General features: G+C 65.7%; 15 protein-coding genes. 10 read left to right on the forward strand and 5 right to left on the reverse strand.

Annotated features, from left to right (window positions below; translation table 11 throughout):
* The first annotated feature begins 68 nt into the window (after positions 1-68).
* Positions 69-803, forward strand: a complete 735-nt coding sequence (locus tag ACFE70_RS14145; RefSeq protein WP_375418410.1) for a RimK family alpha-L-glutamate ligase — start codon at positions 69-71, stop codon at positions 801-803.
* A gap of 88 nt (positions 804-891) precedes the next feature.
* On the opposite strand, the gene ACFE70_RS14150 is transcribed toward ACFE70_RS14145, so the two are convergent.
* Positions 892-1,614 carry a GAF domain-containing protein gene (locus ACFE70_RS14150; RefSeq protein ID WP_375418411.1) on the reverse strand — a complete coding sequence of 241 codons (723 nt, stop codon included), beginning with the start codon at positions 1,612-1,614 and terminating at the stop codon, positions 892-894.
* A 235-nt stretch (positions 1,615-1,849) separates the two neighbouring features.
* Between ACFE70_RS14150 and ACFE70_RS14155 the strand changes: the two genes are divergently transcribed.
* The 6 genes from ACFE70_RS14155 to ACFE70_RS14180 all read left to right on the forward strand — a co-directional run bounded on the left by ACFE70_RS14155 (position 1,850) and on the right by ACFE70_RS14180 (position 12,976).
* Positions 1,850-3,073 carry an MFS transporter gene (locus tag ACFE70_RS14155; RefSeq protein WP_375418412.1) on the forward strand — a complete coding sequence of 408 codons (1,224 nt, stop codon included), beginning with the start codon at positions 1,850-1,852 and terminating at the stop codon, positions 3,071-3,073.
* Between the two features lie 173 nt (positions 3,074-3,246).
* Complete coding sequence (locus ACFE70_RS14160; RefSeq protein WP_375418413.1) at positions 3,247-5,331, forward strand: transglutaminase domain-containing protein; 2,085 nt, start codon at positions 3,247-3,249, stop codon at positions 5,329-5,331.
* Positions 5,331-7,457 (forward strand): DUF3857 domain-containing protein, encoded by a 2,127-nt coding sequence (locus tag ACFE70_RS14165; RefSeq protein ID WP_375418451.1) that lies wholly within the window; start codon positions 5,331-5,333, stop codon positions 7,455-7,457. Before ACFE70_RS14160 ends, ACFE70_RS14165 begins: the two co-directional genes overlap by 1 nt.
* A gap of 126 nt (positions 7,458-7,583) precedes the next feature.
* Complete coding sequence (locus tag ACFE70_RS14170) at positions 7,584-9,212, forward strand: erythromycin esterase family protein (protein WP_375418414.1); 1,629 nt, start codon at positions 7,584-7,586, stop codon at positions 9,210-9,212.
* A complete protein-coding gene (locus tag ACFE70_RS14175; protein ID WP_375418415.1) occupies positions 9,133-10,134 on the forward strand; it encodes a hypothetical protein in 1,002 nt (333 codons plus the stop codon). Before ACFE70_RS14170 ends, ACFE70_RS14175 begins: the two co-directional genes overlap by 80 nt.
* Before the next feature lie 307 nt (positions 10,135-10,441).
* Positions 10,442-12,976 (forward strand): reprolysin-like metallopeptidase, encoded by a 2,535-nt coding sequence (locus ACFE70_RS14180; RefSeq protein WP_375418416.1) that lies wholly within the window; start codon positions 10,442-10,444, stop codon positions 12,974-12,976.
* A gap of 665 nt (positions 12,977-13,641) precedes the next feature.
* Here ACFE70_RS14180 and ACFE70_RS14185 read toward each other — a convergent pair.
* Complete coding sequence (locus ACFE70_RS14185; protein ID WP_375418417.1) at positions 13,642-14,694, reverse strand: ComEA family DNA-binding protein; 1,053 nt, start codon at positions 14,692-14,694, stop codon at positions 13,642-13,644.
* A gap of 161 nt (positions 14,695-14,855) precedes the next feature.
* A complete protein-coding gene (locus ACFE70_RS14190; RefSeq protein ID WP_375418418.1) occupies positions 14,856-16,313 on the reverse strand; it encodes an alpha/beta hydrolase family protein in 1,458 nt (485 codons plus the stop codon).
* A gap of 253 nt (positions 16,314-16,566) precedes the next feature.
* On the opposite strand from ACFE70_RS14190, the gene ACFE70_RS14195 reads away from it, so the two are divergent.
* Positions 16,567-17,289 (forward strand): SGNH/GDSL hydrolase family protein, encoded by a 723-nt coding sequence (locus ACFE70_RS14195; protein WP_375418419.1) that lies wholly within the window; start codon positions 16,567-16,569, stop codon positions 17,287-17,289.
* 166 nt (positions 17,290-17,455) lie between these two features.
* Here the strand turns inward: ACFE70_RS14195 and ACFE70_RS14200 are convergent, their stop codons facing one another.
* Together ACFE70_RS14200 and ACFE70_RS14205 are read right to left on the reverse strand one after the other, a co-directional pair.
* Complete coding sequence (locus ACFE70_RS14200; protein ID WP_375418420.1) at positions 17,456-17,644, reverse strand: hypothetical protein; 189 nt, start codon at positions 17,642-17,644, stop codon at positions 17,456-17,458.
* Entirely contained in the window at positions 17,641-18,018 is a 378-nt protein-coding gene (locus ACFE70_RS14205) for a hypothetical protein (RefSeq protein WP_375418421.1), read from the reverse strand. Before ACFE70_RS14205 ends, ACFE70_RS14200 begins: the two co-directional genes overlap by 4 nt.
* A 149-nt stretch (positions 18,019-18,167) precedes the next feature.
* Between ACFE70_RS14205 and uvrA the strand changes: the two genes are divergently transcribed.
* A complete protein-coding gene (gene uvrA / locus ACFE70_RS14210) occupies positions 18,168-21,008 on the forward strand; it encodes an excinuclease ABC subunit UvrA (protein ID WP_375418422.1) in 2,841 nt (946 codons plus the stop codon).
* Positions 21,009-21,162: 154 nt separating this feature from the next.
* Positions 21,163-22,050: a hypothetical protein gene (locus ACFE70_RS14215; RefSeq protein ID WP_375418423.1), complete on the forward strand. Its 888-nt coding sequence runs from the start codon at positions 21,163-21,165 to the stop codon at positions 22,048-22,050.
* Positions 22,051-22,071: the final 21 nt, after the last annotated feature.

The raw sequence follows: 22,071 nt of genomic DNA on the forward strand, positions 1-22,071 counted from the left end.
GTGAAAGTACGCCTTTCTCTACTCCAAACTGGCTTCCTATTTAGGGAAGCGTACAGACCGACCCCGCCGTGGACTGGCGCGCCTACGATGCCGTGGTGCTCAAGTCGCCCTGGGATTATTTCGACCGCATTGAGGAGTTTTACCACTGGCTCGACTTGCTCGAAAAGCAGGGGGTAGGGATTTGGAACCCGCTGGCGATTGTGCGCTGGAACGCCGACAAGCGCTATTTGCGCGACATCGAAGCGGCGGGGTTTCGCATCGTGCCCACGCGCTGGCTCGCGCGGGGCAGCGCATTCGAGGCCGAAGAGCTTTTTGCCGAATTCCAGGCTGAAAAGCTGGTCGTGAAGCCCGCCGTGAGCGGCGGCGCCAAGAACACCTTTGCCCTGACCCGCGTCCAGGCCGCGGCGCAGACGCCGGCCCTGACGGCGCTGCTGGCGGCGGAGGACTTTCTGGCCCAGCCCTTCCTGCCCCAGATTCAGGCGCCGGGCGAGTGGTCGCTGCTGTACTTCGGCGGCGAGTTCAGCCATTGCGTGCTCAAGACGCCCAAGCGCGGCGAATTCCGGGTGCAGCTCTATTTTGGGTCCGACACCAGGGCCGCGTCCCCCCCGCCGGCCCTGCGCGCCACGGCCGATGCGCTGGTGGCGCGCTTCGCGCCCGGCTGTCTCTACGCCCGCGTTGATGGCGTGGAAGTCGAGGGCGAACTTTTGCTTATGGAGTTGGAGCTGATTGAGCCGACGTTGTTTCTGGCCTATGATGAGGGCGCGGCGGGGCGCTACGAAGCGGCCCTGCGCCGGCTGGCGTAGCGTGAGCCTGGCGTAGCATAGAGTTGGCGTGGCGGGTCCGCGTTGTTTTCGGATTGGACTGCCAGTGGTTGCGGGCCAGTGCCGCGCGCTAGTGCTGCCGGTAGTCAAGCTGCTGCCGGTAGTCGGCGAGGGCGCGGCGCAGGTCGTTGAGGCGGGCGGTGGTGGACTCCAGGTAATTATCGGCCGTAGAGTCGCGGGCCGACAGATACCGGACAAGAATAACCAGCGCTTCGAGCTGCTCCTGCACCACGGCGCGCAGGATTTGCCAGCGGGCGGCGCCCAGCTCGGGGTCGCTCAGGCACAGGTGCCGCACGGCAATGGTTTGCCCCATCAGCTCGGCCACCTGGCTCAGGGCCTGCTGCTCGGCGGGGCTGAAGCTACGGGGCTGGCGGTCAATCACGCACAGCGTGCCGATGCTGCGCTGGTCGGGCATCCGCACGGGCGCGCCGGCGTAGAAGCGCAACCCCTTGGCCCAGGCCGCCGCGTAGGCCGCTTCCGTTAGCAGCCCAGGGTCGTCGATGGCCAAATCGGTGATGACCACGGCTTTGTTTTGCTGCACGACCACCGAGCAGATTGCCTCCCCGCGGGGCTGGCCAGCGAGTCCGGGCAGGCCTTGGTTGCCCGGATAAAGCACCTCGTCCTCTTCAACCAGGGCCACGAGGGAGATGGGCGTGCGGAACAAACGAGTTGCCAGGTTGACGAAGGCGTCGAAGACGGGCTCGTTGAGCGACTGCTCGATGTCGTAGCGGCGCAGCGTGCGCAGGCGCTCAAGCTCATCGGGCGGCAGCAGCGAATCGGGAGTGGGCGGCATAAGGAGAAACAAAGGACCGCACCCCGGTCCACGGCGAAAAGTACGGCGGAAAATTACGGATGACAAGCAAGCCGCACAACCTGCCGGGTCAGGTAAGCTGCTTATTCTGAACGCCACCTGTCTTGCCGGCACCCGTCCTGACGGCAGCTCAGGCGCTAAATTACGGTTGAGCTGCTTTCGGCCGGCGCGGGCCCGGCGGGGCGGCGGCCCGTGCCAAACTCCCGACCTTTGCCCCATGCCCTTTCGCTCCTATTCCGTTGGCTTCTGGCTGATGTGCTTGTCGTCGTTTCTGTTTTTTCTAAGCTTCAACCTACTGCTGCCGGCCTTGCCCGACCACCTCACCCAGCTCGGCGGCGCTGATTACAAAGGGTTTATCATCGCCATGTTTACGCTGACGGCGGCCATCTCGCGGCCATTTTCAGGCAAGCTGGCCGACACCGTGGGGCGCATCCCGGTGATGGTGTTTGGCTCGCTGGTCTGCGTGGTGTGCGGGCTGATTTATCCGTGGGCGCTGACGGTGGCCGGGTTTCTGGGGCTGCGGCTGCTGCACGGCTTCAGCACCGGCTTCAAGCCCACCGGCACGGCCGCCTTCATTGCCGACATCGTGCCCGTCGAGCGGCGCGGCGAGGCGATGGGGCTGCTGGGCGTGACGGGCACCATCGGCATGGCGGCCGGGCCGGCGCTGGGCGACTGGGTCGTGTCGCACTTCTCGCTTAATGTGCTGTTTTACTGCTCCTCGGCTTTCGCGCTGGTTTCAGTCTTGGTACAGGGCACGCTCACCGAAACCCTACCCCCCCCGCAGCGCCAACCCTTCCGCTGGAGCCTGCTGCGCCTGCGGCTGGAAGAAATCATTGAGCCGCGGGTGCTGCGCCCGGCCCTGGTGACCTTGCTGTGCCTGTTTCCGTTCGGGGCGGTGCTGACGGTGGTGCCCGACCAAAGCCGGCTGCTGGGGCTGACCAACCGCGGCCTGTTCTACATCGCCTACACCGTTTCTAGCCTGACGGTGCGGCTGCTGGCGGGCCGCGCCTCCGACCGGCTGGGGCGGGTGCGGGTGCTGCGCTGGTCGGCGGCGGTGCTGGCTGGGTCGCTGGCTTTGCTCACGTTCGGGGCCACGCCGGCGGGCTTTCTGGGGGCGGCAGTGGTATTCGGCATCGGCACCGGCCTGAACTCGCCCACGCTCTACGCCTGGACCGTGGATTTGAGCCACCCGCAGTACCGCGGCCGGGCCGTGGCCACCATGTACGTGGCCCTGGAAGTGGGCATCGGGCTGGGCGCGCTGCTGGCGGGCTGGGTGTTCGATAATCAGCCCGCCCGCCTACCCCTCGTGCACGGCCTGAGCCTGGCCGTGGTGCTGGCTGCCGTCGCTTACCTGGCCCTGGTGCCCACCGATACGCCGGGGGCCGCCGCCCGGCAGCCGGCCGAGCAGGAGCCCGCGCCGGCCGCCGAGCAAATAGTATAACGTGGCTGGTATAATGCGGCGCTGAAACAGGCTTTTTCTCCAGCCCGTCGGCTTTGATAGTCAGCAGGTTGCCTTTTTTTAGTCGATAAACAAACAGCAGTTGGTAACTGAGGGTTGAGCCGCCTATCTTGCGGCAAATATCTATTCACCAACTTCTTTTTGTTTTCGCTTATATGGGTGGACGCCTACCCCTATCATTATCGGCCACGGCCGGCGTGCTAATGCTGCCCGCGCTGCTGCTGCGCCCCACCGCCGCCCAGGCCCAACCCGAGCCGATGAAGCTCGGCAAGATTGACCCCAAGGACCTGACGGCCGCCCCCTTCGCCCAGGACAGCGCCGCGGCGGCCGTCGTGCTCTGCGACTACGGCGTGACGCGCTTCGTATACACCAGCGAGGGCTTCAAGCTGGAAAGTGACCGGGTGACGCGCCTCAAGATTCTCCGGAAAGCGGGCTACGACGCGGCCACGGTGCGCGTGCCGCTCTTCCACCGCGGCAGCAGCGAAGAAAAAATCAGCGGCCTGCGCGGCTTCACCTACAATCTGGTGAACGGGCAGGTGGTGAAAACCAAGCTCGAATCGGCCAACACGTTCACCGAGGAGCGCAGCAAAAACCTGCGGGTGCGCAAGTTCACCCTGCCCAACGTGCGCGAAGGTGCCGTGCTTGAATACGCCTACACCGTGACGTCGGACTTTCTGTTCAACTTCCAGGACTGGACCTTTCAGCGCGAGATTCTGGTGCGCTGGAGCGAGTTCCGGGCCAACATCCCGGAGTATTTCGACTACAAGATGCTCATGCAGGGCTACTACGCCCCGGCCATCCAGACCAAGGAGGAGAGCGCCGCGCAGTTCACCCAGAATATGTCGGGCGGCTTTTCGGGCAGCGGCTTCGGCACGCAGCGCGAGGCGCCCAGCAGCGAAACCACCACGGCCCGCGTCATCAGCCACCGCTGGGTAATGAAGGACTTGCCGGCCCTGCCCGACGAGCCCTTCATGACCACGCCGGCCGACTACGTGGCCAAAATCGACTTCGAGATGGCCGGCTTCCGGCTGCCGGGCCAGGGCTACCAGGCCGTGGCCGGCAACTGGGGCAAAATCAACTCGGAGCTGCTGCTCGATGATAATTTCGGGGCCCAGCTGGGGCGCGGCGACTTCCTCAAGGCGCAGATGCAGGCGCTGGCCGCCAAATACCCCGACGCGGCCCAACGCGCGGCGGCCGTGCGCGAAGTCGTCATGCAGAGCGTGCGCTACGACGGGCAGAACCGCCTCTACACCGAGGGCTCGCTCAAGCGGGCCTTCGAGGCGCACCGCGGCACCTCGGCCGACGTGAACCTGCTGCTGCTGGCCGCCCTGCGCGATGCGGGTTTGCCGGCCCAGCCCGTGCTGCTCAGCACCCGCGACCACGGGCAGGTGAGCCGCGACTTTCCGCTGGTCGAGAAATTCAACTACGTGATTGCCTTGGTGGCGCTGGAGGGGGGTAGGGAACTGCTGGTCGACGCCACCGAACCCTTGCTGCCCTGCGGCGTGCTGCCCGCCCGCTGCCTCAACCGCACCGGCCGCCTGATTGCGCCCGCCCCCGACGAAGGCCGCTGGGTTGACCTGACGCCGAGCCAGCGCCACGTGTTTTTTCAGCAGGTGCAGCTCACGCTGGCCGCCAGTGGCGCCCTGAGCGGGCAGGTGCACGAGGAGTACGGCGGCTACGCCGCGGCCGATGAGCGCGACGAGCTGACCCGGCTGGGCGAGAAAAAATACCTGGTCGCCCGCACCGCCGCCCACGCCGGCGGCAGCGTGCCGGCGGCAGCCATCGGCAGCCGCGAGGACCTGAGCAAGCCGCTGCAAGTAAACTACGCCTTCTCGGAGCCGGCCGAAGACGCCGACGCGGGCGCCACCGCCCCGGCCGGGCAGCTCTACCTGAGCCCGTTTGCCGCGCTGAGCCTGGCGTCTAATCCGTTTCCGGCCACCGAGCGCCGCCTGCCCGTTGATTTCGGCGCCGCCCGCGACGAAACCCGCCTGCTCACCCTTACCTTGCCCGCCGGCTACGAGCTGGCCGAAGTGCCCAAAGCCCTGGTCGTGAACCTGCCCGACGAGGGCGGGCGCTTCACGTTCGCGGTCGTCAATACTGGGCCGGCCGTGCAGCTCACCAGCCGCCTGAACCTGCGCAAGACCGTGTACCCGGCCGCCGAATACGCCCACCTGCGCGACCTCTACCGGCTGATGCTGACCAAGCAGGCCGAGAAATTAATTATCAAAAAGAAAGCTTGATGCGCCCCTTTTATACTACCTACCTCGCTACTTTAGGCCTGCTGAGCGGCTCAGTGCTGCTGGCTGCGTCCGGCCCCGGCCTTCATTTATCAGCGGCGAAACAAGCTCTCCAGTCCGCCGTGCCCGCAACCAGCGCGGCCGCAGTCCCTACCCCCCTCGCCCGCGCCAACGCGGGGGCGGCTTGGTTGGAAAAGCGGGGGGTAGGGAATTCGCGGCGGGCGTCGGAACCCAAATACCCGGTCAGCGTCATTCCGGCGGCGCTGCGCGAAAATGCCCACGCCGTGCTGCGCGCCCAGAATGAGCAGGTCGTCATTAAAAACGCCAGCCGCCTCGTGCACACCGTGCACCGCGTGGTGACGGTGCTCGATGGGGCCGGAGCCGATTTCGGCCAGTTTGGCGTGGGCTACGACCAGCTCCGCTCGCTGAGCTACCTGCGCGGGGCCGTGTACGACGAGGCCGGCCGCCTGCTGCACCAGCTGCGGGCCGCGGAAGTGCACGACCAGAGCAGCAGCGACGGCTTCAGCCTGCAAACCGACGACCGCGTGCGCTGGGCCGACCTGCGCCAGCCCACCGGGCCCTACACGGTAGAGTTCGACTACGAAATCGTGTCCGATAACCTGCTGTTCTACCCGGCCTGGCGGCCCCAAAACCAGGCTGGCCTGGCCGTGGAGCAGGCCACGCTGCGCGTGACGACGCCCGCCGGCCTGCCTCTGCGCTACCAGGAGCGGCAGCTGCCAACCGGCGTGACCGCCGCCCGCTCGGATGCCAACAGCCAGCAAACCTACCAGTGGGAGCTGCGCGAGCTGCCCGCCCTCGACGAGGACGAGCCCGCCGCCCCGCCCCTGTCGGTGACGGCGCCCTCGGTGCTGCTGGCCGCCGACGCGTTCGTGGTGCAGGGCCACGCCGGCTCGCAGGCCAGCTGGCAGCGCCTGGGCTTGTGGAACTACGAGCTGAATGCCGGCCGCGACCAGCTGCCGCCGGCCCTGGCCGCCAAGGTGCTGGCCCTGGTCAAAGACGCGCCCGACGCCCGCGCCCGCATCCAACGAGTGTATGAGCTGCTGCAAGGCAGCACCCGCTACGTGAGCGTGCAGCTGGGCCTGGGCGGCTGGCAGACCGGCACCGCGCAGGCTGTGAGTGCTAGCGGCTACGGCGACTGCAAGGCCCTGAGCAACTACACCAAAGCCCTGCTGGCGGCGGCCGGCGTGCCCGCCTACGTGGCCCTGGTGGCCGCCGGCACCGACCAGCCCGACGTGGCGCCCGACTTCCCCGTCAGCCATTTTAATCACGTGATTCTGTGCGCGCCGCTGGCCGCTACCAAGTCGGCGCCCGCCGACACCGTGTGGCTGGAGTGCACAAGCCAGAGCGAGGCGTTCAACTACCTGGGCTCGTTCACCGGCAACCGCCACGCGCTGCTGCTCACGCCGCTGGGCGGGCAGCTGGTATCCACGCCGCGCTACACCGCCCAGCACAACCGCCGCGAGCGCCGCCTGGAGGTGTTTCTGGATGCGACGGGCAACGCCACGGCCAGCGTGCGCACCTTGCGCACCGGCCAGGAGCAGGACCACTACGCCCACCTGCTGCACGAGCTGGCCCCGGCCGAGCAGAAAAAGTACGTGTCCGAGCACCTGAGCCTGCCCACCTTCACGCTCACCAAGTTCAGCCTCGCCGCCGGCCCGCGCCCGGCCGCCTTGGTCGCATCGGCCGGACCGGCCGTGGTCGAGACGCTGGGCCTAAGTTTGCCGGCCTACGCGCCGCCGGCCGGCAAGCGCGTGTTTCTGACGCCCAACCTGCTCAGCCGTCTGCCCGCCCTGCCGCCCGCCGTGGGCGCCCGGCAGGCTCCCCTCTGGCTGCCCACCGCCAGCCTGCACGCCGACACCGTGCGCCTGCACCTGCCGGTCGGGTTCCGGGCCGAAACGCTGCCCGCCGGCCTGAGCTTCAGCACGCCCTACGGCACCTACGCCAGCCAGTTCACGGCCCTGCCCGATGGCACCGTGCAATACGTGCGCCGCCTGGAGCTGCGCCGCGCCCAGCTGCCTGCCTCGGCCTACCCCGCCTACGTGGACTTTCGCCGCAAAATCAGCATCGCCGACAAGGCGCAGGTCGTGCTGGTGAAAACGGATGCGTAATTGAGTTTGTGAGTAAGTTTTGTGAATAAGTCAGCACTGAATTCAGCAGCTACGACGTTGGGCAAAAACGAAGAGCAGCTAGTGGCTTCTTCCTAGTTTTTGCCTCCCAAAACAACCCTTTGACGGATGAGCGATTTAGCGCGCTGCCAGTGGCTGCGGCAGGGGCTGATTTTTCTGCTCAGCGGCCTCGGCTGCCTCGCGGCGCGGAGCCAGTCCCTACCCCCCCGCCCGGCGCCAACCCTGCCGCCCTTGGTTTGCCTGGCCCCGGACGCACCCCGCGACTACGCGCCGCTGCGCAAGGCCATCGGCGGGGCGCGCATCGTGATGCTGGGCGAGCAGACGCACTACGACGGCGCAACGTTCGAGGCCAAGATTGATCTGATTCGCTACCTGCACGACTCGCTGGGCTTTACCACGCTCGCCTTTGAGGGCGACATGTACGCGCTGGATAAGGCAAGTCGGGAAATAGCGGCGGGAAAGCCGGTGCTGCCGGTGCTGCAAAAGTCCGTGTACGAAGGCATCTGGTCGGGCACGGCCGAGTTTGAGGCCCTGGCCGCCTACCTGGGCACGCACCCGAAACTTCAGCTGGCGGGCTTTGATTGTCAGTTCTCCGGCGAGTACACGGCTGAGCAGCTGCTGCCGGAGCTGCGCGGCTTCGTGGCCCTGGACCGGCGCACGAAGTGGAAAGAAGCCGATTTTTACCCGGCGCAGGAACTGCTGGCCGAGCTTTCGGGCGGCGACTTCAAGCAAGAGCTGCTGCACCCCGCCGATACTGTGGCGTTGGCACGCTGGTTTTGGCGCACCCGCGCCTCGCTGGCCTACATCGCGGCTCACCAGCCGGCCCAGGCCGGTCGGGTCCATTTCTGGCAGCAGTGGCTTCAGACCACGGCCCGCTACCAGCAGGATGAGAAATCTGCCGCCCGCGGCCGGAAAGAAGTGGCGCAGAACTCGCGCGATGCGCTCCTGGCCGACAACCTGCTGTTTCTGGCCCGGCAGCCCGAGCACCCCAGGATTATTGTGTGGGCCGCTTCCTACCATTTGGCCAACCGAATCGAGCAAATTGAGTTGGACGATGCCGTGACGGCCACCTACGTGCGCCGCTTGCAGGCCCAGCAGCACGTGGGGGAAGAGGACGAGGACGAGCCGGTGTCAGCGCGCAAGCTGCTGAGCGGAGCCGTGCCGATGGGGCAATTGGTGAAGGACAAGCTGGGCAATCAGGTATATGCGCTGGGCTTCGTGGCTTACGAGGGCACTTACGGCCGAACCAGCGACACAACCTATCTCCATGCGGTGCTTACGCCGCCACCCGGCAGCATAGAGGCTGCCTTTCAACAGCAGGGCTGCGCCGTGGGGTTTGTGAGTCTGCGCGACAGCCCCGCTGGCAGCACTTACTACGCTTCGCCGCTGGGCTACCTGCCCTTGCGGGCGCCCTGGGGGCAGGTGTTCGATGGCCTGTTCTTTACCCGCACCATGCGGCCCACCACCCGCCTGGCGGCCGGCACCGTGGCGGGCGCACCCGTGACGGGGCGCCAGCTGCGGGGGCAGGTGCGCGACGCCAAAACCGGCACTGCTGTCGCGTTTGCCAGCGTGGGCATCCGGGGCACGGCCACGGGCACGGTCACGAACCTGGCGGGCGAATTTGCCCTGTTCGTGCCCGCGGCACGCGCGCGATACGGTGCAGATTTCCTGCATCGGCTACGGCGCGGTGCGGCGGGCGCTGGCCCGGCAGCCGCCGGGCCAGGCGCTCACTGTTGAATTGGCGCCGCAGGACCACATGCTGGGCGACGTCATCGTGCGGGCGCCGCTGAGCGCCGAGGCCATTTTGCGCAACGCCCGCGAGCACATCCCGGCCAACTACCCGCAGCAGGCCCACAGTATGCAGCTTTACTCGCGGGCGCAGTACCGGCGCGGCGACTCGCTGCGGGCGCAGCAGGAAGCGGCGCTGGACTTCTACGACCAGGAAGGCTACCGCCGCGGCAGCTGGGAGCACGCCAGCAAGCAGCGCTTCCTGCAAATCCGGCAGCAGCGCAAATCCGGCGACCCCACGATAGCGGGGTACCAAGCGCCGCCCGAGTTTTGGCTGCTGTGGAGCGACGACCCCGTCCTGACCACCCGCAACCCGCTGGAAGCCGGCGCCATGCGCAAGTACACGCTGACGCTCAAGGGCCAGACGCAGTACAATAATCGCTCGGTGTACGAGGTCGGGTTCGTGTGCAACCGGCCCAACGCCTTCACCACGCCCTACGGCTACCCGGCGCCTGACTCCTACGAGGGAACCGTCTACGTGGACACCGAGAATTTCGCGGTCGTCAAATACGAGGCCTTCACCACGCGCAGCCCCTATGAGCTGACCAAGGCCAAGCACTTCAAGCGCTTCGGCCTCACGCAGCCCGCTACCCATTACGCCAAGCACCACGACGTATACCAGTACGAAGAAGTAAAGGGCACCTACTTCCTTAAATACGCCCGGCGGGAGTCAACCACGGACCTTGTGCTGCGCGACAGCCAGCAGAAGCACCAGTGGCAGGATACTCACGAGCTGCTCACCACCAGCGTGGAGCTGGCCCGGCCGCAGGTGCTGCAAACGACGCTGATGGAAGTGGATGCCAAGGTGCCTTATCGCGAGGAGTTTTGGAATTCTTACCAGGTACTGCTGCCCGTTGATGGCAAGCAGTGAGCAGCTCAAGGCCGGGGATTTGGGCAAGATGGCGCGTTGATTTTCACAAGGTTTGTGGGTCGATATCTCTTCATACTGCGAAAGCCAGTGGGCCCCTATTCCCTACCCCCTTCCCTGAAAAGAAGGGCAAATAAGTGAGAAAGCAGCCGGACAGGCGGCTATTTTTCGGCGGCGGATGGCCAGTTTCTTCTGCCGGCTGGTTGCCGCCGCCGGCTGAACATTGGCTGTTGCGTAGCGAGAAACCTGAGGCCCGCGGCCTTAATTTGGTCCCGGCTCCGCTCCACTGCTGCTAACTCCCCGCTTTCTCATGCTAAAACGCCTACTGCCCGCGCTGCTCCTGCCGCTCCTGCCGCTGGCCGCCACTGCCCAGCGCGCGCTCTGGGCCGACGACGCGCGCGCGCCGGGCGCCGGCCGCACCCCGGCCAGCGGGGCGCTGCGCCACTTCCGGCCCCTGACGGTGCAGCTGAGTGCCGTGCGCGCGGCCTTGCAGGCCGCGCCGGCCGAAATCCCTACCCCCCCGGCCGCCGCCAACCCTGCCGCAGCCGGGGCGGGCGTCGTCATTGCCCTGCCCCGGCCGGGGGGCGGCACCGAGCGGTTTCGAGTGCGGCAGGTGGCAGTGATGGCGCCGGCGCTGGCGGCGCGCTTTCCGCAGATTAGAACCTACCGGGGCTTCAGCCTCGACACGCCCGGCGCCGTGGCCCGGCTCGACGTGTCGCCGGCCGGCTTCCATGCCCAGGTGCTGCCCGCCACCGGCCGCGCCTGGTACCTCGACCCGGTGGCCGGGGGCGACACGGTGCACCACCGGGTTTTCTACAAAACTGACCAGTTCTCTACCCCCCTCACTGGCTGGCAATGCCAGGCCCGGAGCGCGGCCGGCGCCCAACCCAAAGCAACCGGCGCGGCGCGGCTGGAAACGGCCGACGATGAGCCCGTGGTGCGGCGCACGTTCCGGCTGGCGGTGGCCTGCACGCCCGAGTACGCCCTGACCAAGGGCAACACCGTGGCCGGCGCGCTGGCGGCCATCGTCTCGTCGGTGAACCGGGTGAATGGCGTTTATGAAAAGGAGCTGGCTTTGCGCCTGGTGCTGGTGGCCAACAACGACCAGCTCGTGTTTCTGAGCGGCACCGGCCCCCAGCCCAGCCCGGCCTACACCAACGCCAACGGCGACGCCCTACTCAGCCAGAACCAGCAGAACACCGACCGCCTTATCGGCCCGGCCAACTACGACATCGGCCACGTGTTCAGCACCGGCGGGGCGGGCATTGCCTTCACGCCGGCCGCCTGCAACAATCAAAACAAGGCCAAGGGCGTGAGCGGCCTGCAAAACCCCAGCGGCGACGCCTTCGACATCGACTACGTGGCCCACGAGATGGGCCACCAGTTTGGCGCCCACCACACTTTTCACAGCACCCGGCAGCTCTGCGGCGAGGGCAACCGCAACCCCGACACGGCCTACGAGCCGGGCAGCGGCACCAGCATCATGGCCTACGCCGGCATCTGCGCGCCGGAAAACGTGCAGCTCAACTCCGACCCCTACTTTCTCTCCGTCAGCCGCGACGAAATCCGGGCCTACGTGGACGGCCCCGCCAGCTGCGGCACCAGCACCACGACCGCCAACCGGCCGCCCGTGCCCGTGGCCGGGCCCTACTACTTCATCCCGAAGAGCACGCCCTTCGTGCTCACCGGCACGGCCACCGACCCCGACGGCGACGCGCTGACGTATAGCTGGGAGGAAGTGGACCTGGGGGCCGAAACGCCCATTGCCAGCCCCAGCGGCTCGGCGCCGCTGTTCCGGACGTTTGCGCCGGTGCCCTCGCCCACCCGCTATTTCCCGCAGCTTTTCGACTTGCTCACCAACACCCAGACGCTGGGCGAGCAGCTGCCCGACTACGGCCGGCGCCTGCGCTTCCGCTTCGTCGCCCGCGACAACCGCCCCGATGGCAGCGGCCTGGCCTACGACTCGACCAGCCTGGCGGTGGTGGCCACGGCGGGCCCGTTTCGGGTGCTGGCGCCCGGCGCGGGCGCCCCGGCCTGGCAGGCGGGGATGCCGGCCGCGGTGAGCTGGGACGTGGCCGGCACCACCGCCGCGCCCATCAGCGCGGGCCGCGTGGATATTCTGCTTTCGCTGGACGGCGGCCTGACGTACCCGGTGGTGTTGGCCGCGGCCACGCCCAACGATGGGGCGGCCGACTTTTCCCTACCCCCCTCCCTGCCCGCCACCGACCGCGCGCGGGTGATGGTGCGGGCCACGGGCAACGTGTTCTTCGGCCTCTCCAACGCCGATTTTACCATCATCGGCAAGCTCGCTACCCCCACCCTGACGGCCACCAGCGCCCTGACCTCTGACGGCGCCACGCTGGTCAACCTGACCTGGACCGAAACGTCCGCCGCCACCTTCTACCAGCTTCAGCGCGCCCCGGAGAGCCCCGCCGCCTACGCCGACGTGGCCCCCAGCCAGCCCGCCACCGCGCCCCGCACCTACGACGATGTGCTAACCGCTCCCGGCCGCCACTTCTACCGCCTGCGGGCCTGCAACGCCGCCGGCTGCTCCGACTGGTCGGCCGATGTAGCCGTGGAGGTCAGCGGCCCGAGCCCGCTGAGCGTGGCGCCCAACCCCAGCAGCGGGCAGTTCACGGTGCTGCTGACCGATGCCCAGCGCGGCCCCATCAGCCTGAATCTGTACGACGCGCTGGGCCGCGCGCTGCGCGCCGAAACAGCTCTGAAGGACGCCGACGCCTGGCGGTATCCGCTCGATTTGGGCAGCCTGGCGGGCGGGCTGTACTTGCTGCGCCTGCGCCTGCCCAGCGGCGAAAGCGCGGTATTGCGGCTGGTGAAGCATTGAGCAAGGTTTATTCACTGTTTTACAAGCTGTAAACGGTCGTTTACAACACGCAAAAAGGCTTACGCCTTCTTTACTTGTGTTAAAAACAATGCGCTTATGCCCAACCGACTCTCTAACCGCCTTTTTTGGGCCGCCCACCTCTTGATAGCTTTCTTGCTACCAGGAGCGTTTGTGTTCCTGGTGTCCCGAGGGGGGGACGGAAATTTGCCAATCTACTTGTTCTGGGCGTGGGAATTGCTGACCCTGCTGCTGCTAGCCTGGATAGTAGGGCTGCTAGGGTGGCGGCTTTGGCAGCGGCGGTGGGGTCGGGCGGTCGGGCTGGCCTTGTTAGTAGGAGTCGACGTGCTAATTTTGTGTGGGTACCAGTTCTTGTTTGGCGTCGCTGGTATGGCGGCCGGCCCTAACTAGGCGAGCAACAAAAAGTGCGTGTTGTCTATCTAAAGTACCACGCCGGCCGCGCCTCGGAGGGAAGCCCAAAACCGCACGGATTCCAAGAGCGCGCTTACTAAGACAGATTATGTGAAGGGATAAAATACGGAATCACGCATAAACGTTTTTTATCTCTATCCCCCTAAAACGCTACTTCGTATAGGGCTTCAATCAAGTTTCGCACTAGCGCTACCGCCGGCCCCACCAAGCAAGGCAGCGTCAGCCACCAGCCCGTGCTACTCAAAGCGCACGTAGGGCCGCATCTTGGCCAGATCTTCTTCGCTCAGAATGCGAATTTGCAGCAAGTCCTCGGCCTGCTGGAACGGCGGATGCTGCTTGCGGAAGGCCACGATGACCCGCCCCAGCCGCTTGCCGATGTAGGGATGCAGCGCCATTTCCTCGAAGCTGGCCGTATTGACGTTGAGTTGGGCGGGCTGAAAGCCGGCGGCTACGAACGTGTACTTGCGCAGGCTGTCCTGCAGGTCGGGCGCGTCGCGCAGCACGAACACGTCGGCCAGCTGCGCCTCGCTCACGAAGCCGCCTAGTTCGTCGCGGCGCCGCACTATCCACTTGGCGCCGCCCGCGCCGATGCCGCGAATCTGCATCAGCTGCGTGGTGTCGGCCTGGTTCAGGTCAAACGGCGCCAGGTTGCGCGGCTTGCGCGCGTACTTGCTGGCCGGAAACGGCGGCAAATCCGGGCGGCCACCCGGACCCGTTCGGGCAAAATTAGCGCTATTAGTGCCGTACTCGCGCCGGGGCAGCTCGTCGGGCAGCAGCACGAAGGGCGCCAGCCGCTGATACACTGAGTCGGGCAGGCCGTAGATGCGCTGGAGCTGGCTTTTGGCCCGGAAGCCGCCCGCCGCTTTTCCATATTTCTCGATGCGCCCGGCCACGAAGTGCGGCACGCCGCGGGCTTCCCAGTCCAGGGCCGTGAGCTGGTTGGGGTCGAAGGGTGCCAGCCGCACCTGCGCCACCGGCGCAAAGCGGCTGCCGCGCGGGCCGTAGCGGCCGGCTTCGCCCGCCCGGGGGGGGTAGGGACTGCCCGGCGCCCGGCCGGCTTGCAGCCGCGCCACGAGCTGATTCAGCACCTGCTGGTCGGCCGCGGGCTCATATACTGGCGCGGCGGGCCGCAGCAGGCGCGGCGCCACGGCCGCCCCCAGCATCAGCAGCAGCAAGACGATAAAGCCTCGCGTCTCGCCGCGCGAAAACCCGAAATAGCGCCGCAGCCAGCGCCAGCGCGGCCCCGCCCCAAACGGCTCAGACGGGCGCGGAACGGGCGAAGCAGCCATGCAAGGAATTGGAAGAGGATTTAAACAACAAAAACGCCGCTGGCTTCGCAGTCAGCGGCGCAATGTTAGCAGGTTTGGCGGTATTTGCGAGGAGCGCGGCCCCACTGATTCACCTCAGACGTATCCGGCCAATTCCCTACCCCCCTGCCGGCTGCCAAGCCCTACCCCCGCTGGCTGCGCGAGCGGACGGGCGCCTTGGCCGCTTTGCGCGCCGTGGCCGGGCGCTTCACCGTCACGGGCTGCGGGGCGCCGGGCACCTTGGTTTGTAGCGCCACCCAGTCCTGAATTCTCTTGAGCGCCTCCGCCGAAAACGTGGGCTGCTGCACGCCGTTGACCACCGGCCAGGCCTCCTGGGCGGGCTGAAACAGGTGGTTGACGCCGTCGAGCCGGTGCGCTGCCACCGGCTGGCCCGAACGGTGCAGGGCCCGCGAAAGGGGCGTCATGTTGCGCCGGGCCGAGACCTGCAAATCGGCCGTGCCGTTGAGCAGCAGCACCGCGCACTGCACCTTGTCGAGCTGAATCTGAGGGTCGAAATCAAAGAAGTAGCGCGACCAGGGCGAGGTGAGCTGCACGGCGCGGGCGCGGGCCATCGTGGCATCGATGCCGGTGTTGGCGCTGCTGAGCAGGGCCGCCACCTTGGTGCGGGCCACGGCATTGTCGGGCGTCTGGCGGATGATGCTGATGGTACGCTGATAGACCTCGCTGGCGGCTTTCACCTGGGCGGGGTCGGCCCCAATTAGGCGCATGATTTCGCCCTGCTGGCGCAGCAGCACCTCGTAGCCGGGCTGGCCGTAGCCGGCCAATGACACCACGAAGGCCGGCGCCCGGCCCGGCGCCGCGGCGGCGGCCAGCAGGGCCACGTTGGCGCCCTCGCCGTGGCCGAGCAGGCCCACGCGCTGAGCCGCAATCAGGGGGTTGGTGCGCAGAAACGCCAGCGCGGCGCGGGCGTCGGTGACGAAGTCGGCCGTCGTAGCCTGGGCGTAGGTGCCGCTCGACTTTCCTACCCCCCGGTCGTCGAAGCGCAGCACGGCGATACCGTGGCGGGTGAGGTAGTCGGCGAGCTGCCCGAACATGCGGTAGCCGGGCACCTCCACGTCGCGGCTCTGCGGACCGGAATCGGAGAGCAGCACCACGGCCGGAAACGGCCCTTCGCCGGCCGGCACGGTGAGCGTGCCGCCCAGGCGCTGGCGGCTGACCGGGTTTTGAAACGTGACTTCGCTCTCGCGGTAGGGCGGCGTGGCGCGCAGCTTGGTGGCGGCCTGCACGGCCGCCGCGGCCCGCCGCAGCACCATCGGAGCCGTGAAGCCCGGCTGCTTCCAGGTGCCGGTGAAAGTGGCCCCGTCGGCCGAAACCTTGCCCTCGAAGCTGCTGCCGGCCTGCTCCATGCGCAGGCGCAGGTTGTGCTCGTTCAGCTCCACCTCCACCGGCATCCGGCTGATGCGCTGCTGCGGCGCGTCGAGGGCGGCGTAGTAGGTGCCGTTGGTGAGGGGCACGATGGTGATGAGAATCGTGATTTCACCGCCCATGAGCTTGAGTGGGCCCTTCCACTGACCGTTGAGCAGCGCGGGGGGGGGTAGGGCCCTGGCGGCACTGGGGCACTGAGCAGAGAAAGCCAGCAAGGAAAAAACAGCGAGTATAAATTTTATCATGAAATCAGACTATTTTAACTAAATTTGGGGCTTGATATGCAGAGTTCAGGCTCGAAAAGTACAACATCATCGCCTTCCTGCGAAGCCAGTTAAGGCGGAAATATTCGATATTATCGTTCGGCTGCCATTTTTAGCCGCCGAACGCCCGCACTACTCGCCGCCGGCCGCCGCTGCCCGAGGCGGCTGGGCCGCCGCCCGACAATTACCTTACCTTTTCAGGCCCATGACCTCTGCTGCCCCGTTTGCCCCCGCCCAACGCTTGCGCCGCCTGCTGCCCGGCAGCTTCACGCTGCTGCTGCTCTTGCTGGCCCTGGGCATCTTCGCCCAGACGCCTGCGCGCCCCGACCCCGCGCAGTGGGCCGCCGAGCTGCGCGCCTTTGCCCGCCAGGACAGCCGCACGCCGCCCCCGGCCGCGCCAATTCTGTTCTACGGCAGCTCCTCGATTCGGAAGTGGGAAACCCTGGCCGCCGACTTTCCGGGCCGGCCAGTGCTCAACCGCGGCTTCGGCGGCTCGCGCTTCCCCGACGCAAACTACTTTTTTGAGCAGCTGGTCGTGCGCTACCGCCCGCGGCTGGTGGTGCTCTACGAGGGCGACAATGACATCGCGGCCGGCGCTACGCCCCGGCAGGTCTACGAGTCATTTCAGACGTTCGAGAAGCTCATGCGCCGCCACGAGGCCACGCGGCGCACGCCGCTGGTGTTCATTGCCATCAAGCCTAGTCTCGCGCGCTGGGCCCTCTACCCCAGGATGCAAGAAGCCAACGCCCTCATCCGGCACTACATCGCGGCGCACCCGCAGCTGCTGCGCTTCGCCGACGTGGGCCCGCCCATGCTCGGCGCCGATGGCCGGCCCCGCCCCGAATTATTTGAGGCCGATGGGCTGCACATGACCCGCGCCGGGTATGCCGTCTGGACGCGGGTGGTGGGGCCTTACGTGGGTAAGTAGGGCCAAATAGGCGCAGCTAAATTATCGGTCTGTGGGGGAGTTGTTTGGGTTCAAAAGACCTGACTTAACTCTAGCCAAATGCGTTATCTTCCCCTTGGTCTGATACCGGATTATTCTGGAAATAGGGCCCTCTGGGGCCACTCGCGGGGGTCTTTTTTATTGTGACCTATGCGGCCTTGCCACTCGCTGCTGTTTGGCTATGCTCTTGCGCTTGGGCTTTTTCGCGTCGCTGCTCCAAAATAGTTTTGATTTCTTCGAAGCTCTTGCCTTCCATCTCGCGGGAAAGCTCGTCCTTCACCCGGCGAAAGAAATTAACGGCCTTGAAGCCAGGGATTGGGGTCTTGTCGATGTTCATAGCTCTAGAAATTCCAATGGTGAGCGGATGTCCACGGCCGGGTAGCCATTTTGCAGGTTGATAGCCTGGAAGAACCTGATACGGTCAAGGTTCACGATGTGCTTGAAGTTCCAGCTTACCAGCACGTCGAGCCGGTTGACGGAAGCTAAAGCAATATGCTGCGCGTCGGCCAAGCTACCTTTTCCCAGCGCATTACCGGCGATGTAAGCAGTAGCCAGCGCTTCGGCTTCGGGAGTCAGGGCAAGGTTAATTAAGAAAGCAGTTGGAATTTCAGTGAGCAGCTCGCGCACCCGCGGTGGGGCTGGAGCCAGTTCGCGGCGCGTAACGTCCGACACGTACACCCGGAAGTCGCCGCGCTCGATGCGCTCGAACAAGGCCTGGGTTGGTCCAGCAAATTCCTAGTCGAAAAAACCGCCAATGACGGACGTATCGAGGTAAATACGCAAGGGAGCCATAGCGCAAGGTACGCGCCGGGGCGACCTTTGCGGAAACCTTCCGCCTACCCCCCGCGGTTAGCTTAGCTATGCCTGACAAAAACGCCCTGCACGCCGCCGCCCCGGCCCAAGACCCGATTGATGCCCTCGACCCGCGCCAGTTTATTCTCATCAAGAACGCCCGCGTCCACAACCTCAAGAACCTGAGCGTGGCGTTGCCGCGCAACCAGTTTATCGTCGTCACGGGCCTGTCGGGCTCCGGCAAGTCGAGTCTGGCGTTTGATACGCTTTACGCCGAGGGGCAGCGCATGTACGTGGAGAGCCTCAGCTCCTACGCCCGGCAGTTTCTGGGGCGCATGGACAAGCCCGACGTGGACTACATCCGCGGCATCTCGCCGGCCATTGCCATTGAGCAGAAGGTCAGCATCAAAAACAACCGCTCGACGGTGGGCACGAGCACCGAGATTTACGACTACCTCAAGCTCTTGTTTGCGCGGGTGGGCCGCACGTTTTCGCCCGTCAGCGGGCAGCAGGTGCGCAAGGACACGGTGGCCGACGTGGTGGATTTCCTGGTTTCCCTACCCCCCTCGACGCGGGTAACCATCCTGGCGCCGCTGCTGGCCGATAAGAGCCGGGCAATGAGCAAGGAGCTGGATTTGCTCTTGCAAAAAGGCTACTCGCGGGTTGTCATTAACGACAACGAAACGGCTTTTATCGAGAACCTGATTGGCGAAGGCAAGCCGGAAGTGAAGGGCGAGGTCTTCATTTTGATTGACCGCGCCGTGGTGCAGCCCGATGATGAGGACTTGCAGTTCCGGCTTTCGGACTCGGTGCAAACCGCGTTTTTTGAGGGCCACGGCGCCTGCGTGGTGCGCACCGACGCCGAGACGCGCACCTTCTCGGACAAGTTTGAATTGGATGGCCTCACCTTCGAAGAGCCGAGCGTTAACTTCTTCTCCTTCAACAACCCCTACGGCGCCTGCCAGACCTGCGAGGGCTTCGGCTCGGTGCTGGGCATCGATGAGGATTTGGTGATTCCCGACAAGAGCCTGACGGTGTATGAAGGCGCCATCGCCCCCTGGCGGACCGAGAAGCAGGGCGAATGGCTCAAGCCGCTGCTCAAGCATGGCATTCGCTTCGACTTTCCCATTCACCGGCCTTATTCGGATTTAAGCGAATCGGAGCGGCGGCTTTTGTGGACTGGCAACAAGTACTTTGAGGGCCTCGACGCCTACTTCCGCTGGGTTTCGACGCAGACCCACAAGATTCAGTACCGGGTGCTGCAAAGCCGCTACCGGGGCCGCACGACCTGCCCCGACTGCCGCGGCACGCGCCTGCGCAAAGACGCGCAGTACGTGCGCCTGGCCGAGAAGAACATCGCCGACCTCGTGCTGCTGCCGGTGAGCGAGGCGCTGGCCTTCTTCGAGAACCTGGGCCTGAGCGAGCACGACCAGAAAATCGCCGAGCGACTGAGCACCGAAATCACCAACCGCCTCGGCTACCTCAACCGGGTAGGGCTGGGCTACCTGACTCTCAACCGCCTGAGCAACACGCTCAGCGGCGGCGAGAGCCAGCGGATTTCGCTGGCTACCTCCTTGGGCTCGGCGCTCGTGGGCTCGATGTACGTGCTCGATGAGCCTTCGATTGGTCTTCATCCGAAAGATGCCGAGCAGCTCATTGGCGTGCTGCGCTCGTTGCAGCAGCTCGGCAACACTGTGATTGTGGTTGAGCACGAGGAGAAGATGATGGAAGTGGCCGACCAGATTATCGACATCGGCCCCGAAGCTGGCTCCGGCGGCGGTCATCTGATGTTTCAGGGCTCATTTGATGACCTGCTGAAAGACCGCCAAACCTACACCGGGCGCTACCTCAGCGGCGACCTCAGCGTACCGGTGCCCAAGGTGCGGCGGCCCTGGCGCAACGCGCTGGAAGTGTTTGGCGCCCGCGAAAACAACCTTAAGAACGTCACGGTCAAGTTTCCGCTCGGCGTGATGACGGTCGTCACGGGCGTGTCAGGCTCCGGCAAATCGACGCTGGTCAAGCGCATTCTGGCGCCGGCCGTGCTCAAGCAGCTCGGCGGCGGCGCGGGCGAGGCGACGGGCAAGTTCGACAAGCTCACCGGCGTGCAGGGCCAGGTTTCGCACGTCGAGTTCGTGGACCAGAACCCGATTGGCAAGTCCTCGCGCTCGAACCCGGTGACGTATGTCAAGGCCTACGACGCCATTCGCTCGCTCTTCGCCGAGCAGCCGCTGGCGAAAGCCCGCGGGCTGAAACCCTCGCACTTCTCCTTCAACGTGGAGGGCGGGCGCTGCGAAGTGTGCCAGGGCGAAGGGCAAGTCAAGATTGAGATGCAGTTCATGGCCGACATCTACCTGAGTTGCGAGGGCTGCGGCGGGCGCAAGTTCAAGCAGGATATTCTGGACATTAAATTTCAGGACAAGGGCATCGACGAGGTGCTGGAGCTGACCGTGACCGACGCGGTGGCGTTTTTTAAAAGCCAGCCTAAAGTGGCCGAGCGCCTCAAGCCGCTTGATGACGTGGGCCTAGGCTACATCCGCCTCGGCCAATCGGCTAACACGCTGAGCGGCGGCGAGGCGCAGCGTGTCAAGCTGGCCTCGTTCCTGACCAAGGGCGCCACGCTGCAACAGGATAAAATCCTGTTTATCTTCGATGAGCCCAGCACCGGCCTGCACTTCCACGACATCGCCAAGCTGCTCGCGGCCCTGAACGCGCTGGTCGAGCAGGGCAACTCGGTGCTCATCATTGAGCACAATATGGACATCATCAAGTGCGCCGACTGGCTTATCGACCTGGGCCCGGAAGGCGGCCTCAACGGCGGCCACCTGCTGTTCGAGGGCACGCCGGAGCATATGGTGCAGCAACTGGGCGACCAGAACCCCACGGCGCGGTTTCTGGCTGAAAAGTTGTAGGTACCGGCTTGGTCTTAACTTAAATTTTTCGAGGCCGCGCGCACCCACTGCGCGCGGCCTCAATACTTAATCGCGGCGTCCAGACGTTAAGTAAGGGCGCCGCTGAATATTTTTTTTCAGGGTCATTAGTCCAGTAATCATTATACTTATTGATATGGCAGCTCCCACCCTTGCCCCTACCCCTCCTCCTACCCACCACGCTACTCCCCTCTCATCGGTTGGCCGCCTGTGGCGCTGGCTGGCCGCGCTAAGCGTTGCGGCTACGGTTTATATAAGCTATTACGCCAACACGCACCCCTTCAATGGCCAGACGATGGGCGAGGTGTCGGCCAAATACCCGACCCTGCTCACGCCGGCCGGCTACGCGTTCAGCATCTGGGGAGTTATATTTCTGGGTCTGCTGCTCTACGCCGGCTGGCAGCTGCTGCCGGCGCAGCGCGAATTGGCCTGGCCCGACGCCGTGGCCCGGCCGCTTACGCTGGCCGCAGCAGCCACCGGCGCCTGGGTCGTGCTCTTTGCCTACGAGCAGATTGCCCTGAGCGTGGCCGTGATGCTCGTCATTCTGGGCAGCCTGGTGCTGACTTACGGCCGGGTACGGGCCCTGACCCAGGCCGGGGCGGCCCCGGCCTGGGTCAGCATTCCGCTGGCTCTGTTTCTGGGCTGGATACTAGTGGCCACGGTCATTACCCTGACCCTGGGCCTGCGCGAGCTGACCGGCCCGGTGAGCGCGGCGCTGGAAAATGCGCTGGCGTATGCGTTGCTGGCGGCGGTAGTCGGCCTCGGGCTGGCACTGAGCCGCGTGTTTCAGGAGCGCACGTTTCCGCTGGTGCTGGCCTGGGCCCTGACCGGCATCTGGGTGGCGCGGCTGGCCGCCAACCCGGCCCTGGGCTGGACGGCGCTGGCGGCGGCGGTGCTGGTGCTGGTGCTGGGCCTGGTGCTGGCCGAGCAGGGCCGCAAGCTCCAGCCCTGGCAGGTGACGCAGCGCGCCGCCGAGCGTGAGGTGGCGGCCCTGGCCAGCCGGCGCGATTTGGTGGGCCAGTAAGCTGCGGCTTGCTGCGGCTAA

This window comes from uncultured Hymenobacter sp. (genome assembly GCF_964243305.1).
In the GTDB taxonomy this organism is placed as follows: Bacteria; Bacteroidota; Bacteroidia; order Cytophagales; family Hymenobacteraceae; genus Hymenobacter.